The following is a 16,203-nucleotide window of genomic DNA, read 5'->3' as shown; positions in this document are numbered from 1 at the left end:
GCCTACGTCATGAACTTCTACTCAAAATACCTCCTTGTTGCCTTTTTGGCGGTTGCCGCTGCTTGTAATTACGAATTCCCAGAATCTCCGGTGCCTGAACCAAGTGCCGGTGAAGCGGACTTTAGCAAGATGATCAGCATCGGGTCATCCATCACCGCAGGTGTCATGGACGGCGCACTGTACAATCGCTCCCAGCAAAACGGATTTGCGGTCATCCTGGCCAGACAGATGGAACAAGTCGGAGGTGGCCCGTTTAACGTGCCCGATATCAACGCTGAGGTTGGATTTTTCAGCCCCGGACCCGGGGGCATTAGCTTGGGTCGATTGATCCTTCAGGCCAATCCCAGCACCGGTATGGTGTTGCCGAACCCCATTGTGCCCGGTAACCCCATTACGCCGTTTACCGGCAATAAAGCAGAACTGAATAATTTTGGGGTGAATAGAATTACCTTGGCCACTGCGCTGATACCGGAAACCGGAAATATCAACCAGCCGAATCATCCGGCATTTAATCCCGAATATGCCCGCTTTGCCAGCAACCCGGGAACTTCCACCCTTGTGGGTGATGCCGCAGCAGCACTGGCGAATGGCGGAACTTTCTTCACCTTTTGGCTGGGCAAGAACGACGTGCTGGGTTATGCCCTGACAGGTGGTGCGAACCCATCGCTACTTACCTCTGATGCCGACTTTGCCGCTAGGTACTCCCTCGCGCTCGGTACCATGCTACAGGCGAATCCCAACGCCAAAGGCGCAGTGGCAAACATACCGAATATCAATGCCCTACCCTACTTCTCGCTTGTTCCATGGAATGCCGTACCGCTAAGTCCCGGCCAGGTTACCCTCGCAAATGGCGCTTATCAAGGCTACAATCAAGGCCTTGACCAGGCCCTTGCAGGAAACCTCATTACCGAGGTAGAACGTAACCTTCGTAGGATAAGCTTTCAGGCAGGTGCCAACGGATTTGTAATGACCGATGAAACGCTGACAGACCTGTCCGGCTTGGGACTACCATCCATCCGCTTAAGTAACGCGGACGACCGGGCAACTCTGACACTCTCACAAATCCTAGGAACCACTGTGGGAGGGAACCCCCTGAATATCGTGGGATTGACGATCCCTGTAGGAGACGAGTTCGTACTGATACCCTCCGAGAGGAACGAGCTTGCCCAGAAAATAGACACCTTTAACGGGATCATCGCCAACGCCGTACAAGCGCAAAGTGATCGACTCGTGTTGGTAGACATCAACCAATTGTTCAACGAGGTGATTCAGGGACAAGTAAGCGCCGGAGGGGTCGCACTCTCACCCAGTATCGCTCCTCCCAATGGAGCGTTCTCTGTGGACGGGGTACATCCCAACGGACGGGCCAGCGCCTTTATAGCAAACCGTTTCATCGAGGTGATCAATCAGAAGTGGGGATCTACCATTCCACCAGCCAACCCAAATGAATATATCGGAAATGACCTACCGAGATAAGCGATCATCCATGAGAACATGGGTTAGATATCAAATAATCAGTACTTTAGACTGTTAGACATCAAAGATACCTTTTCCGGTTATTCCAGCAAAAACCGAAAGGTATCTTTTAGTTTGGGCTCTTTCACCTCAAAGTTTACGCGATAGATGGTGTCTCCCCATTTGGTGATGATTCCTTTATCCTCGGGGGCAGTAAGGGGCACTTTTTCGATAAACGCCTCCATCTGACGTGGGTTGTATGTCAACTGGAAATTTCGCTCTTGCCCATCCTTCCCAATAAATGGGATGGCAAGTACGCCGGGGCGCAATACGCTAACGGGATAAATGGACATAAAATGATGGGTGATGTTATTTGCCTCACTAAGCCGGACCAAGTCTTCCAAACGAATTTGTTTGCCTCGGTTTAGTACAATCGTCCGCTGCCAGCTTTCCACGCCTGATTCCTGCGGATAGGCTTGACGGATATCCAGCTTCATCTGAGACACCTGAGGCCTTGCCTGATACGAAACGTCCGAGGCCCGAAACTGACTGCCTGGAAGCTGTGTTTGCCCATTGATGGTAGGAAGATTGTGGTAGTCAGATCGGTTATACCAGATATCATATCGGTCCTCACTAAAGGTCTTGCGGGTGTAAGTACCCCTACCGACGTCTATCAGTAAAGGCTGCCCATCGTAATAGACAACAAAATTCCCAATGTCATTGTGGTTGTGGCTTTCATCGTTGTGCCCCCCCTTCGCCGCAAGGAAAAACCCGTCGGTAGTACCTGCTTGGTCCCTTGCCACCATCACCTGAATATCGGGAAGCCACACGTCTTTGGGAAGCGGCAACCCTTTATCTGCTGCCACGATCTCATCCTGTACAACTAGCTCAAAGAAATTTCGGAAATAATGGAAATTAGGTAGGGCACCGGAGAAAGGCTCCCAGTAATAGGCCCCGAATTTCATCATATCTAGGTCTTGGATAGCCTTTCCGTAGCGATAAATCATGGCCGCCGACATCTTCGGTTGGGGATCCGCATCGGCAAAATTCAGAAAGTAGGCTTCACTAATCTGTGCCCGGTAAATGAATTTTCCCATGTTTCGGACCTTTTCATCTTCGTACACATAGGCAAAGGCATCGTGGCTCGCCAGATTCAGCAGGGATAAGCAATCAAACAGAGAGGCGGCTGCAGCTCCCCAGTAACTTGGTCCTTCGTCACATCCTCCATCCTGGGGATAGGGATCCAAAAAATTATCCAATACCTCCACCGCCTTGTAGACCATTTCCGAACGCCTTTGTTGATCTTCCTCCAAAAGCAATGCTGAATTTATCCAATTGGAAACGATCCATGGGTTCCAGTTGTTGGGTGGGCGCCCATTGGAGTTAGCGGTCATCCAACCATGATGCTGATTCATAAGAGGTTGAAAGATCCTAGTCCGCGTTTCGTGACGGATGCGCTTGCGAATCTGGGGAGAAATCCGGTCAAACTGTTCCCCGAAAAAATAATCCGCCCAAGCTAGATAGGTGGCCGTTTCAGCTGCAAATAAATCCACGAATGGCTTGGTCACGTCTACCAACCCGGAGATTTCTTTCGTCTTGGGCAAGTGGGCCGGAACCCCCCAAAAAGACTCTTCGCAAATGGACCATATCCCATTTATGATCGGGTCTATAAACCTCCCTTGATTCTCGTATATCTCGGCAAGAATCATCGTACCCAACATACGTCGCTTCTGAAAGGTAATTGCCTGGTACTCGTCCCGGTCTCCGGTCCGCTCGATCAGCAGTGATTTCGTGGCAGGTATATACGGCCATTCGTAAGCGATATTTTCATTCGCTGTCTTCAGATAAGCACTTAGCGTGGCTCTGTCGAGGGAATTCCACGCAGTCCGATCTGATACTGGAGGAAATGGATTCCACTGTGAGTGCGGAATAAGACTTTGCTCCAATTCGGCCAACGTGTATTTACCACTCACCAGTTTTTGGGCGGGGGTAAATTGGACGCTGATCAATAGTACTAAAAGGGTGCAAATCAATGGGCTTTGCTTCATGCTGAATGAGGTTGAGATAAAAGGCAAAAAACGATGGTTTGAGGCTGTTTATTAGATTTAATACTACACATTTTTTGGACCTAAATCAATTAACTTTACAAAATCGACCAAATCCATTTGTATGGTTTGGAGGTAAGACCAGTCACTTGGTTACCACCCCTTGCACAAACTGGCACACCATATGCCGACAATCCTCCACCGCAAGGGTTCGGTCAAAAAAGGATCCCATGGCAAGGGTGTCCCAGGCCCGTTGGGCCTGATACAACACTCCCGGTTGATACTCCGCCAGGCCAGCTTTCGCACGTTGCCTGTCCAAAGCCACCTTGGTGTTGTTCCATTGGGCATAGACGGCTTCTCCTTTGGCATACGGTAAAACAAACCGCAGGGACTGTTGGAGGCTGCCACCCGAAGACCCGGAATAGGAAAACAAGGCGGAACCTTTCCCCGGCTGCAGGGCTTCCAAATAAATCAAAAATTGGCAAAGGGGCTTTAATGCACTGACATGATAACTAAGCGCATCCCGTTGCCGGATATCCGAACTGCTACCGTCCGGAAAAAGGCATAGATCTACGTAATTGCGAAAACGGCTCTCGGCCCACTCGGTATAATCAGCTTTCCCCAAAACCAACCCAGTGACACCCAGCAAATGGATGCGCTTGGTTTCCCAGTTGTTCATCGGTGTCTTGGGGAAATCCCTTACCTGCTTTGCCAGCTTCGATAAAAAATCCCTATACCGGGTGTTTTCATCTTTATTCAGATGAGGCGATAGCAATGGATAGGCATAGATCAATGGAACCAATTTGTTCTCGTTGATGGGATTTCCGGTGGGCACATACGTAGATACCCAGGCTAAGGCTAGCTGCTTCATGGGAAAGATGGCCTGCGCGGAATCCTTAAGCTCGTAATACCAATAAAACAAAGAAAGGCGGTCCATATCCCGCAAGTGTATTTCCGTTTGAATACGCCTGGGATCGGTGTTTAGCAAGCCTTCGTAAAAAATCTGATCGGTCGGATGGGGAGGAAGATTTCTTACTTGCTGAAAATCAACATCCAGCGCACGAATCGTTGCTTCGTCCACTCCCATACCTGAAAAAGGTTGCCCACCGGCATAAAGCAGCGTATTCCATAATTCCGGTGTCGCAACGGGAGGGTGGGATGCCCCAAACCAACCGATAAATATAAGTACCCACATAGACTAGTAAACCGGAATCAACGTGACCTGCTTCAAATCCAATAGCGCTCCTTCTGCTCCAAAATCGTCTTCAGGCCGGAACACCAACTTATTATACCCTCCATTCAGCATCAACTTTCCAATGGACAGCGTCTTAAAGGTTTCCCAGGAACCCGAGCGCTCCACCTGACCTCTGATACTATCCTTAGAGGACTCAAACACAAAGCCTTTACCGGATTCTTTGTCTGATACAGACCACTCCATTACAGCCTGATAGGTACCGATTTGGGGTGCGTCCACCTCCCATTCTACCCGGTCTTTTCCGGTAAACCATCCAAATGCCCTCCAATCAGGCATATACTCAATACGTGGGCCAACACCACGTCCGTTTTCAGCGGTAAGATGCAATTTACCGTCCTTGGTTGGCCGTACCAGTTGGGGCATATTGACCGTATCGGCCATCGCCATTCTAGTTGCCTGCACATAATCGGCAATTTCCCCGATGGGTGCGACCCAGATGCCATTTTCAGGGTCGTTTACATAGGCCGCCAGTTGGCGTAACGTTTCCAGGTAAGTGGTTTGCCTTCCGGAATCATTGGTTTCATGACCTGCCAATACAAGCCACTGCCCACTTTGGGATGCCTGATCGATATACGCCTTGATTTGCTCAAACGTTTTATTGTCCATCTCTATGCCTGTTAGTTGGGCCATGTCAGCATACAAAGGATCCACCGGTGCCTCTGCAAGCCAGCCTCTTCCCGCCACGAACAATTCAGAAATCAGCGGAATCAGGCTTTGCGCATGCTGACCGCTACCCACATACATCTGTCCACAGGGATAGGCATACACAGTAGGCGTCACTCCCAAGAGGTTTTCGATTTCAAAATTTGCCTGCAAGAGCTCCTCACGCATTTTGTCCAAGGTGTAATTTTCCAAGGCCTTATTTCGGGACCATACAAAGTTGCCACTACATGGATGAATGATGGAGTGGTTGGCCATTTCGTGGCCACTTTCCACCGCCTGCTGCCACCCCTTGAGGTTATTTCTCACGCTTTGGGGAATCACAAAAAACGTCGCACGAATGCCCACCTCATTCAACAATGGAATCCCGTGGGTAGGATTGCTGGCCCGGGCGTCATCAAAACTCAAGCTCAACGCCATTTTCTTGCCTTCAGGCCAGGGAAACTTAACTTCTTGACCAAAAGAAGGGTTGATTACGTATACTAAAAGAAAAAAACAGCTGAGGAAGATAATGGAGGGTTTCATAGTCCTGGATCAATTGGGTTTCATCATTTTAACATGGACCAAAATAGCGTAATTTCCACAAACTTTCCGCACTGTTTTTGAAAAGATAATTGGTAACTTGAAACGTAAACCCTTAAATACCTTTTTATGGAAGCTACAAAGGCAACTTCAACCACAAAAAACCTGGTTTTTTATCCGTTTCTGTATGTGATATGGTCTGATGCCGTCTTGCGTGAACAGGAGTGGCAGACTTTACAATCCTTCATCCGGGACACTCTATGGATGGATGAGGCGGATAGATCGGCTTTGCTAAAAAAAGTGACACCCACAAATGCCCCTGACAGACAGGAAATTGCCCATTGGGTTAAATCCGTCAAAGAGCTCGTAGAGGAAGGAGTGGATTTTGAAAACCTTACGGAAATTAGCGTGGCATTGGCCAAAAAGGAACTACCTACTGACTGGGTAAAAGAAAACATCAACCATGTAAAAAAAGACCTGCAGAGATTAGAAGAAAATCTTGGGATTGTGGGCCGTAGTGCCATCTATCGGTTTAAGGAAGATCACCCCACGCAGACCACCTCTTATGGAACGGAAACCGCGTTTTCAGTGGGGGAATTGGCCCGTTTTTTAGACGGAGATCAAGCGGGAATAATCCGTCGTGTCAAAGCACTTATCCAAACACCCGCGTTTGGCTACGTTGATCCAGGGGACCTAAGCGCCTATCGGGAACAAGTGCTCACCTGGTGCAAAATCGTCGCAGATGCCGGTTTCGGAAAAATCGGCTACCCTATCGCACAAGGCGGCGAAAACGATATGGAGGCATACTTTTCAGTCATGGAAACCTTGAGTTACCGGGACTTGAGCATGGTCATCAAATTTGGCGTGCAATTTGGCCTATGGGGAATGAGTATTTTATCCTTGGGAACCGAAAAACACCACGCCAAATACCTCCCCAAAATAGGCACACTGGAACTTCCAGGCTGCTTTGCGATGACCGAAACCAACCATGGATCCAATGTGCGGGGGATAGAAACCACTGCCACCTACCAACACCGTGACCAAACCATTACGATTCATACACCCCACCGGCTAGCTCGGAAAGAATACATCGGCAACGCTGCCCTCCACGGTCGTATGGCGACCGTTTTTGCCAAGTTGATCATTGACGGTACGGACTACGGAGTCAGTGCCTTTGTTGTCCCATTGAGAGACGAAGGTGGTGCAACACTTCCCGGGATACACATTGAGGACTGTGGCAGAAAAATGGGGCTCAATGGGGTAGACAATGGGCTGATTGCCTTTGATCAGGTCGTAATACCCTTGGAAAATATGCTGGACCGCTTTGCAAAAGTAAACGAACGAGGTGAATTCGAAACCCCCATCGCCAGCGACAACAAGCGTTTCTTTACGATGTTGGGGACGTTGGTCGGCGGTCGGATAGGGATTCCCCGGTCTGCCATCGCGGCTTCTAAAAGTGGGCTGGCCATTGCCATCCGCTACGGCGACCAACGGCGACAGTTTGGCCCGGAAGGAGGGGAAGAAGTGCCCATCCTGAACTACCGAATGCATCAGCGTAGATTGATGCCGCTATTGGCCAAAACTTACGCGGGCCATTTTGCCATGCAATACATGACCAAGCGGTTTATGAACCGAAAGGAATCCGAAATGCAGGAACTAGAAGCATTGGCTGCTGGTCTCAAATCCTATATTACCTGGAACACCACCGCAACGCTCCAAGAGTGCCGTGAAGCTTGTGGGGGCAAGGGATATCTATCGGAAAACCGCATCGATGCCCTCAAGAACGATACGGATATCTACACCACCTTCGAGGGTGATAATACCGTACTGATGCAACTGGTAGCCAAAAGTAGGCTGAGTGCCTACCGGGATCAGTTTGAAAACATGAATTTCTTTACTATTGTGACGTACCTTGCCTCTAGGACCAAAACCTCTTTGACGGAGAAGAACCCACTGATTGTCCGCAACACCGACGAATCACACTTGACCGATCCGGATTTTCAGCTCAGCGCCTTCGAGTATCGGGCCAGTGACTTGGTAGATTCGGCTGCCCGACGGATGCGCAGGTTGATCGGAGACGGCTTGGATCCCTTTGATGCATTCAATGTCTGTCAACATCACTTTGTGAACGTTGGGACGGCCTTCATCGAAAAAGTCGTTTTGGAGCAGTTTATTCATGCGGTCAAGGCAAGTAAAGGCAAGTCTTATGAAAGCGTGTTGAAAAAGCTATGCGACCTCTACGCCTTGCATACGATGGAAGAAAATAAAGGATGGTACCTGGAACAGGGCTACATGGAGGGAGTAAAAACCAAAGCCATCCGAAAATTGGTAAATCAGCTTTGTTGGGAGATACGTAAAGAGGCTGTACCGCTGGTACAAGCCTTTGATATTCCCGAAACTTGTTTGGCGGCACCCATTGTAACCTATCAGCCCTCCTAACACATGGAACAACTGTGGATAGTCGGCATATTGGCCGTCGCCTTAGTGCTTTGTATTTGGGGTAAGCACGATTACCTTATCCGGCAGGCACCGCTTCGATGACTATTAAAAACCAGGATTGCTGCCCCACTCACGGCGTTGATTACCACGGCAGCAATCGCGTTAATTTTCCTTGTTTTGCCCTCCTTTTGAAAATCAGTCAACCGTCACCGGCTGACTGCCCCACCAGTCCGGATTGGGTTGCCAATTGGGATCCAGAAAATCCATTCGCTGTTTTTCCAAATTGGGCAAGAGTCTGGTTCGCATATCCACGATTCTAGCCTCGTATTTCTCCCTTTCAAACAGTGGGTCGGTTTGAGGCAGTTTAGCGTATGCCTGCTCCAGAAAATGATTCAGCTCGGTCCCTAGACTAAGGCGAATTTCCGGAAACTGCTGGATTTTATCCTCGCGTTCAAATGGATCATCTAATACATGGTACAGCTCTTGATGACTATCTTCCCAGTGGTGGATCAACTTCCAGGGGCCTTTTCGAATGACGCTCGACGGCACTCCTCCTTGGTTACCATAATGGGGATAGTGCCAGATAAGGGAACGCTCAGGCAACTCATACCCTTGCAAAAGAGGCTTCAAGCTAATGCCATCCAGGTGTTGCATGGGCAAAAGTGGCTGATTTGCCAAATCCAGTAACGTAGGGAAAAAATCGGCTCCGGTTACCGAATAGGTAACCTTTCCTGTTGGCTGAAAGTGCGGCGTGCGGATCAGGTAGGGGACTCGCGTTCCCCCTTCCCAATGTTGCCCTTTTCCTCCCTTCACGACCAAGTTGCTGGTTGAAAAATTATCGCCAGCCACCACACCGCCGTTGTCTGAGGTAAAGACAATGATGGTGTTATCATACAATCCCTGTGCTTTTAGTTGGTTTACCACTATGCCTACCGCATCGTCTACTGATTCCACCAAACCTGCATACACCGGATTATCCTGCACCTTTCGGAAAGGTAGCTTCTCTCCCATCTCAAAGCCCTCGGGTTCGATGCCTCGCTGGTGCGCCTTTTCGCGGTATTTGGCCCACTTTCCTTGGGTAGTTTGAATGGGAGAATGTACTGCATAAAAGGAAAGCATCGCAAAAAAAGGTTGATCACTTTCTTCTTCCATAAAAGTTGCCACTTCCTGCGCCAGACGGGTGGTCAGATTTTCACCCGGGGGGCCATCGGTTAATTTAGGATTCTGATAAGGTGAAAAAAAGCCGCCAACCGGAGAGCCTTTATCCCATCCCCCTACATTCCGGTCAAAGCCATGATCTTCCGGGTAGGAGCCCACATCGCCCAAGTGCCATTTTCCTGCATAAAAGGTACGGTAACCTTGTGCTTTGAACGCCTCCGCCAGCGTGGTGTGCGAAGAGTCCAAGGAATGGTGGTAATCCGCAGGCAACATTGGATCAAACCGATTATGTTCCCGCCAGCTCTCACCCGTTTTCGCTCCTATCCAGTCTGTGATTCCATGGCGGGCCGTAAATTGGCCAGTCATGAGCGTAGCCCTGGCAGGGCTGCAAACGCGGCTTCCCGAATAACCATGGGTGAAATGCCAGCTTTCCGCCGCCAAGGCATCCAAATGGGGTGTCTCGTGGTAGCTACTACCTGAAAACCCCAGATCGGCGTAACCCAGGTCATCTACCAGGATAAACAATACATTGGGTGACTTTTGGCTTTCTTCCTGACAGGAAATAAGGCCCCAAAACAATAGGAAAATTACGATTGGGCGATACTTTTTCATGCGTCTATAATTGCTTTTTTATGGTCAGAATATATCCCAGTTAATCGGAATGGCTCCCCTATCGGCAGACAGGGAATCCCTGCCTACCGATAGGGAGGTCGCATGGTTTCCCCGATAGCTATCGGGGCATCCCTCCGAGTGTCGCTTGCGTCAGGCTCGATTTCATTGGGTAGATTGATTAAGTTCGGAAAGATAAAGCTTGAAAACAGGATTCGGCACCCTACTTTGCTCCATCAACTGCTTCATTTCGGCTACTATCTCTGGATGCTGATCAGCTAGGTTTTCGGACTCGGACAAATCTTCTTTCAGATTATACAATTCTATAGGTGGGTTTTCTTCGCGGTTCAGATTGGTTCTGACAGCCTTCCAATCTCCCTTCCTGATTGCTTGCTTTCCACCCTGTTCGATAAACTCCCAGTAGAGGTAATCGTGCTTTACTTGGGTCTCAGGCTTTCCCATCAACGTCGGCAAAAAGGAAATCCCATCGATTGCCTGCTCAACGGGCTTGCCGATGATTTCGGCAACTGTAGGATACACATCCCAAAAGGCGGAAAGATGATCTGTCTTGCCAGGACTAATCTTTCCAGGCCAGTTGGCGAGCATGGGTACCCGGATCCCTCCCTCATACAGGTCCCGCTTATGTCCCCGCAACGGCCCGTTGCTATTGAAAAATTCAGGATCTGCTCCGCCCTCCTTGTGGGGACCGTTATCAGAAGTGAAGATGATGAGGGTATTTTCCCGTAATCCCAATTCCTCTAGCTTCGACACAATCTCACCTACTTGCTCATCCAGTAATTCCACCATCGCCACAAAGGCTGCACGGGGGGTTTGCTGTGACATGTAGCCGCCTATCTTGTAGGTAGGGCCATCGTCGACCCCCTCATAGGGAGTTTCTTCAAACCTCCCTACGTGACGCATCATGTAAGAATCCGGTGCGATCAGCTCCGCATGAGGTATGATGGTTGGCACATACATGAAAAATGGCCGATCCTGATGGTCTTCTATAAATTTTAAGGTTTCCCTGTGAATCACTTCCGGACCATAAACACCAAGGTTAGTGCCGGAATTTTCCACAAATACGACTGAATCCTGGTTATGCCAAAGGTGGAAAGGGTAATAATTATGCCCAATACGCTGACAATTGTAGCCATAAAAGATGTCTACTCCCTGATTATTGGGATCACCTTCCGAGCGGGGATAGCCTAGGCCCCATTTACCGAATGCGCCAGTTGCGTAGCCTGCCTCCTTAACGAACTCAAAGATCGTCTTGACTGAATCGGGAAGGGGATACTGTCCTTCCGGCCGTATCTCGTAGTTCCCTCTCACCGGGGCCTTGCCTGTATGCAGCCCAGATACCAAGGTACTCCGGGAAGGTGCACAAACAGTAGATCCGGAATAATGCTGGGAAAATACCAAGCCCTCTTTGGCTAGCCGATCAATGTTTGGCGTTCGGATGATCTCCTGACCGTGAAAGCCTACATCACCGTAGCCCAGATCGTCGGCAAGAATATAGATAATATTTGGTGCTCGTTGATTCGATTCTTCCACCTTGGGAGCACAACCAATGGTTGATGATGCAATAAGTGATGTGGCTACTACGAGGTATTTCATCTGTTTATAATTTGTCTTTAAGCGGTCAGATGGAATCTCGCACGTATTACAATCGTTCCTCCGTGTGTCGCTTGCGTCGTGCTCGATTTCATGTGTCTATAATTGTTCCTTTTAGTCTTTTGCTCCATCCGCTGGAGGTTCCAGGTCGTCCAGTCTACACACAAGGACATCAGGCTGATACCAATTGGTGTTTTTCGATGTATTCGGGATCAATGTCTACACCAAGCCCTGGCCCGGAAGGCACCTCCACCACGCCGTCCTTGCTGCTCAGGGACGAAGTAACACATTCCAATGGTATTTCTTTGTTGAATCCTTTGAATTCGTGGTAAGGGCCGGCGTTGGGCACCGCAGACACAAAATGCATCATGTACAAGTAGCCCAACCCTGACCCGGAAATATGAGGGGTACATTCCATGCCTCGAGCGGCGGCCATACGGGCCACTTTCATTGATCGGACCATCCCTCCAAAGTAGAAAATGTCAGGCTGCACGATTTGAAGCGCGTGATTGCCGATCATCCAACGGAAGTTTCGAATGCTTGGCTCCTGCTCTCCACCGGCAATGGGTATGGTAAGCGCTTGCGCTACTTCCAGCGTTTCAGGATACCAATCAAAGGGTACAGGTTCCTCATAGAAGTCAAATCCGTGCTCTTCCATCAGCTTCCCGATCCGTATAGCTTCTTGAGTTGTATAAGACCCATTGGAATCGGCGTAAATGACCATTTCATCTCCAAACCGTTCCCTCACCAAGGGAATCAGCTTCTCTGTCCGACCTGGGGGAAAATCCCGATTATGGCTCATACGCCCTCCCACCTTGAATTTCAATGCCTTTGCATGGGTTTCCCGAACATCTTTCTCAATCAAATCGATGGATTCTTCGGCCGATTTGCCCCGGTAATTGTTGGCTTGGTACACGGCAATCTGCGGATGATGGATCTCACCGAGCAACCGCCCTATCGGTCGGTTGGCCATCCTACCCATCAGATCCAGCACAGCAAACTCCAAAGTAGCCAAAGGCACCCAAAATGCCAGATTTTGCATTTTATAATTGGATTGGTAAACATACACCTCTTCCAACAACGCTTCCCAATGCCGCAGATCCTTCCCTATGAAAAAGGGCTGTACCCTCCTCGTAAAAATGGGGTAAAGGTGCGTCATGACCATGTTGTTACTCACGGATATGCCCTCGGCACCATCGGTTGACCGAACCCTACACAGAAAGTTGTCACCAAAGCGAAGCAATTCAATACTTCTCACGATAATGGGCTGGGTAAACAGTGACACGTCAAGAACCGGCTTTGCGATTAGTTCGTCCAAGTCCGAGAGATCCGTCTGCCAGGACAGCGCTTCTCCCCACGAACGGCTTGGATGAAGGAGGGTACCTGCAATACCCGTAACAGCCGCATTTCGGATAAATTTTCGTCTATTGAAGGTCATTTTGTTGCCTTATTTATTTCCCGGGATCTTTACTTTGACAGCATACAAACCAGTTCTCGCTGTAACATAAAGCGTACGTCCATCCTCACCCCCAAATGTCAGATTTGCCGGAACCTCGGGAAAAAGGATTGTTCCGAGGTGCTTGCCTTGGGGTGTTATTACCAAAACACCACCGGGACCTGTGGCGTACACATTTCCCTCCTTGTCTACTTTAATCCCATCCGGAGAGCCGGCCCCATCTAGCGCGGATGCGTCAAAGAATAGCTCGCCTTTCCCTACTTTGCCATTTTTGGCTAGGGCGAATTTCATGTATTTTTTTGGCTTGTCAGAATTCGCAACATACAGCACCTTCTCATCAGGAGACAAAGCTAGACCATTGGGCCTATAGAGGTCATCGGCAAGCAGGGTCAGCTTTCCTTTTTCAAACCGATAAATCCCGTTAAAACCCAACGTATCCGTCGCTGCCTTATCCAATCCATAGGGCGGATCCGTGAAATAAACGGTTCCTTTCCGGTCTACGATTACATCGTTTGGACTGTTGAAACGAACTCCTTGATATTGGTCTGCCAAAGTAGAATAGCTCCCATCCTGGCGCAAAACGCCAATTTTGCGACCGCTGTGTTCGGCTAATAGCAGGTTGCCGGTACGATCATAGGTCAATCCATTTGCATTGTTGCTAGGCTGTCGAAAAGGGGTTACTTTACCGTCGGGAGTCCACTTATTGACGGTATTGGCAGGAATGTCGCTGAAGAGCAGGTAACCTTCGGTGGCGTTCCAAACAGGACCTTCGGTAAAGGTAAAGCCTTCTGCAATTTTCTTGACCTGTACATTTTCGTCCATTAACCGGTCCATACCGGGATCCAGCTTGAGGATAGATTGCGCAAAAGTAGATAAAATGCCCATGCAAAGACCAAGAAGCATCCCCCCTACCCGAAATACAGAAAATTTTAGGTTCATTATTGTCTGTTCAGATTAAAGGATCATTTGGGTAAAAGAACGCTCAATTTAGCATATTTTTTGGCACATATACAGCAGGTAAAAAAGAAAATCAATCCTTATGCGGGGGAACGAGTCAAAAAAGTCAGCATGGACCTGAAATGAAAGGATATGGTTCCCATAATTGAAAAATAAAAAACTAGCGGCTATCTTTAGGGCTAATCTTTTCAACTAATCTGAACAATATCCCCTATGGAAAAAATCAAAGTCGCTGTAGTAGGTACCGGTTTTATCGGACCCGCCCACATAGAAGCTCTCCGCCGTATTCCGAACATCGAAGTAAGTACCCTCTGCGAAGTAACGCAGGAACTAGCGGAACAAAAGGCCCAACTTTTGGGCATTGAAAAAGCTATGCTCTTCGAAGACATGCTGAAAGACGATGAAATCCAGGCTGTGCACATCTGCACGCCCAATTTTCTGCACTATGCACAATCCAAGGCCGTATTGGAAGCCGGCAAACACGTGGTATGTGAAAAACCGTTGGCCACCAAAATTGAGGAGGCTGAAGAACTGGTCGCACTAGCCCAAAAAACGGGGCTCGTCAATGCCGTGCATTTTAACCTACGGTACTATCCCATGGTCCGCCAAATGAAAATCATGAGGGAATCCGGTGAATTGGGGGATGTATATTCCATTATGGGCTCTTATCTGCAAGACTGGCTATTCCTACAAACCGATTATAACTGGAGACTGGAACCAGATAAATCCGGTGACTCCAGGGCAATCGCAGACATTGGATCCCACCTGTTAGATTTGACCGAGTATGTAACCGGACTGAAAGTAACGGAGGTGATGGCGGATTTTTCTACCGTGCACAAGACCCGTTTGAAACCGCTAAAGGCTATCGAGACTTATAGTGGAAAAATGCTGCAAGCCTCCGACTACGAAGAAGTACCTATAAACACCGAAGACCACGCCACTGTGATGCTACGTTTTGACAATGGCAACAAAGGCTCGGTAACCGTAAGCCAGGTAAATGCGGGTCGAAAAAATAGGCTGAACATCGAGATTGCAGGATCCAAATCCAACTTTGAATGGTGTTCCGAGCGGCCGAATGAACTATGGATCGGAAAGCGGGAGACGGCCAACCACCACCTGATGAAGGATCCTTCGCTCTTTTCACCCGAAGCAGCTAAATTGATCAGCTTCCCCGGTGGACACAACGAAGGATTTCCAGATACTTCCAAACAGATGTTTAAGGAAGTGTATGCGGCAATAGAAGCAGGCAAACAACCTGAAACGCCAAGCTTCCCGACCTTTGAAGACGGATACCGGGAGTTATTGATCTGCGAGCGGATCATCGAGAGTCATCGCAAGCAGGCATGGGTAAAAATTTGATTTTCAAAACCTATGGGGATAAAAATGCGTTCCTGTTAGGTATTCCTTTAAACTCAACAAAACCAATCACAACAAGATGAAAACAAATATGCTCAAATCACTCGGAATCTCCTCCCTACTCATGTTCAGCGTAGTGTTCATGTCCTTCTGCCAAGAGCGGGCCAGCCCGCCAAAAAAAGCAGAAGGAACCATCAATGGCGCCAAGATCTCCGTAAACTACGGTAGTCCTGCGGTGAAAGGAAGGACCATATTTGGCGAATTGGTGCCGCTGGGCAAAGTTTGGCGCGCAGGGGCAAATGAAGCCACTGTTTTTGAAACCTCCAAAGCCATCAAGGTACAAGGGAAGGAATTGCCTGCTGGTAAATACAGTTTCTTCATCATACCAAATGAAGGCACTAGCACGTTTATTTTCAATAAGCAAACCGGACAATGGGGTACGCAATATGATCAGAGTCAGGATGCGTTACGTGTAAATGTAGCTTCAGGCCAAACCTCCACTTTAACCGAAAACCTCACCTATGATATCCATGCAGATGGCATGGAGGTGAAGTGGGAATATGGCAGAGCCAAAGTGAAGATTGAATAACAGACACCCAACTATATAGAAAAAGCTGTCCTTCCCGGACAGCTTTTTTTATGCAAGCAAAAACACCGATAAATCGGGGATACGATCGGTT

The 16,203-nt window shown here is 48.8% G+C and carries 11 protein-coding genes; 4 read left to right on the top strand and 7 right to left on the bottom strand.

The window, feature by feature from the left end; translation table 11 throughout:
• The first annotated feature begins 9 nt into the window (after positions 1–9).
• On the top strand, positions 10–1,476 hold the full coding sequence (locus IAQ59_RS19570) for a hypothetical protein (protein ID WP_209332547.1): 1,467 nt from the start codon (positions 10–12) through the stop codon (positions 1,474–1,476).
• 80 nt (positions 1,477–1,556) lie between these two features.
• On the opposite strand, the gene IAQ59_RS19565 is transcribed toward IAQ59_RS19570, so the two are convergent.
• The 3 genes from IAQ59_RS19565 to IAQ59_RS19555 all read right to left on the bottom strand — a co-directional run bounded on the left by IAQ59_RS19565 (position 1,557) and on the right by IAQ59_RS19555 (position 5,940).
• A complete protein-coding gene (locus IAQ59_RS19565; RefSeq protein WP_209332546.1) occupies positions 1,557–3,503 on the bottom strand; it encodes a heparinase II/III domain-containing protein in 1,947 nt (648 codons plus the stop codon).
• A 142-nt stretch (positions 3,504–3,645) separates the two neighbouring features.
• Entirely contained in the window at positions 3,646–4,695 is a 1,050-nt protein-coding gene (locus tag IAQ59_RS19560) for an alginate lyase family protein (RefSeq protein WP_209332545.1), read from the bottom strand.
• 3 nt (positions 4,696–4,698) lie between these two features.
• Positions 4,699–5,940: a polysaccharide deacetylase family protein gene (locus IAQ59_RS19555; protein ID WP_209332544.1), complete on the bottom strand. Its 1,242-nt coding sequence runs from the start codon at positions 5,938–5,940 to the stop codon at positions 4,699–4,701.
• Between the two features lie 126 nt (positions 5,941–6,066).
• Between IAQ59_RS19555 and IAQ59_RS19550 the strand changes: the two genes are divergently transcribed.
• Entirely contained in the window at positions 6,067–8,376 is a 2,310-nt protein-coding gene (locus IAQ59_RS19550) for an acyl-CoA dehydrogenase family protein (protein ID WP_209332543.1), read from the top strand.
• A gap of 195 nt (positions 8,377–8,571) precedes the next feature.
• Here the strand turns inward: IAQ59_RS19550 and IAQ59_RS19545 are convergent, their stop codons facing one another.
• From IAQ59_RS19545 to IAQ59_RS19530, 4 genes are all read right to left on the bottom strand, one after another.
• Positions 8,572–10,146, bottom strand: coding sequence for a sulfatase (locus tag IAQ59_RS19545; protein WP_209332542.1), 1,575 nt, complete (start codon positions 10,144–10,146; stop codon positions 8,572–8,574).
• Positions 10,147–10,308: 162 nt separating this feature from the next.
• Positions 10,309–11,757: an arylsulfatase gene (locus tag IAQ59_RS19540; RefSeq protein ID WP_209332541.1), complete on the bottom strand. Its 1,449-nt coding sequence runs from the start codon at positions 11,755–11,757 to the stop codon at positions 10,309–10,311.
• Positions 11,758–11,926: 169 nt separating this feature from the next.
• Positions 11,927–13,192, bottom strand: a complete 1,266-nt coding sequence (locus IAQ59_RS19535) for a mandelate racemase/muconate lactonizing enzyme family protein (protein ID WP_209332540.1) — start codon at positions 13,190–13,192, stop codon at positions 11,927–11,929.
• Positions 13,193–13,201: 9 nt separating this feature from the next.
• The gene (locus IAQ59_RS19530; protein WP_209332539.1) at positions 13,202–14,149 is read right to left on the bottom strand and encodes an SMP-30/gluconolactonase/LRE family protein; all 948 of its coding nucleotides are present in this window, start codon (positions 14,147–14,149) and stop codon (positions 13,202–13,204) included.
• Positions 14,150–14,380: 231 nt separating this feature from the next.
• Between IAQ59_RS19530 and IAQ59_RS19525 the strand changes: the two genes are divergently transcribed.
• On the top strand, positions 14,381–15,526 hold the full coding sequence (locus IAQ59_RS19525; protein WP_209332538.1) for a Gfo/Idh/MocA family protein: 1,146 nt from the start codon (positions 14,381–14,383) through the stop codon (positions 15,524–15,526).
• A 76-nt stretch (positions 15,527–15,602) separates the two neighbouring features.
• A complete protein-coding gene (locus IAQ59_RS19520; RefSeq protein ID WP_209332537.1) occupies positions 15,603–16,112 on the top strand; it encodes a DUF2911 domain-containing protein in 510 nt (169 codons plus the stop codon).
• Positions 16,113–16,203: the final 91 nt, after the last annotated feature.

Origin of the sequence: Lunatimonas salinarum (assembly GCF_017811155.1) — a bacterium.
GTDB classification, from domain to species: Bacteria; Bacteroidota; Bacteroidia; order Cytophagales; family Cyclobacteriaceae; genus Lunatimonas; species Lunatimonas salinarum.
This window is presented reverse-complemented; position numbering and strand designations above follow the sequence as displayed.

Coding starts and splice junctions, on each gene's coding strand:
- IAQ59_RS19570 (WP_209332547.1), top strand. CDS start 10: ATGAACTTCTACTCAAAATACCTCCTTGTTGCCTTTTTGGCGGTTGCC.
- IAQ59_RS19565 (WP_209332546.1), bottom strand. CDS start 3,503: ATGAAGCAAAGCCCATTGATTTGCACCCTTTTAGTACTATTGATCAGC.
- IAQ59_RS19560 (WP_209332545.1), bottom strand. CDS start 4,695: ATGTGGGTACTTATATTTATCGGTTGGTTTGGGGCATCCCACCCTCCC.
- IAQ59_RS19555 (WP_209332544.1), bottom strand. CDS start 5,940: ATGAAACCCTCCATTATCTTCCTCAGCTGTTTTTTTCTTTTAGTATAC.
- IAQ59_RS19550 (WP_209332543.1), top strand. CDS start 6,067: ATGGAAGCTACAAAGGCAACTTCAACCACAAAAAACCTGGTTTTTTAT.
- IAQ59_RS19545 (WP_209332542.1), bottom strand. CDS start 10,146: ATGAAAAAGTATCGCCCAATCGTAATTTTCCTATTGTTTTGGGGCCTT.
- IAQ59_RS19540 (WP_209332541.1), bottom strand. CDS start 11,757: ATGAAATACCTCGTAGTAGCCACATCACTTATTGCATCATCAACCATT.
- IAQ59_RS19535 (WP_209332540.1), bottom strand. CDS start 13,192: ATGACCTTCAATAGACGAAAATTTATCCGAAATGCGGCTGTTACGGGT.
- IAQ59_RS19530 (WP_209332539.1), bottom strand. CDS start 14,149: ATGAACCTAAAATTTTCTGTATTTCGGGTAGGGGGGATGCTTCTTGGT.
- IAQ59_RS19525 (WP_209332538.1), top strand. CDS start 14,381: ATGGAAAAAATCAAAGTCGCTGTAGTAGGTACCGGTTTTATCGGACCC.
- IAQ59_RS19520 (WP_209332537.1), top strand. CDS start 15,603: ATGAAAACAAATATGCTCAAATCACTCGGAATCTCCTCCCTACTCATG.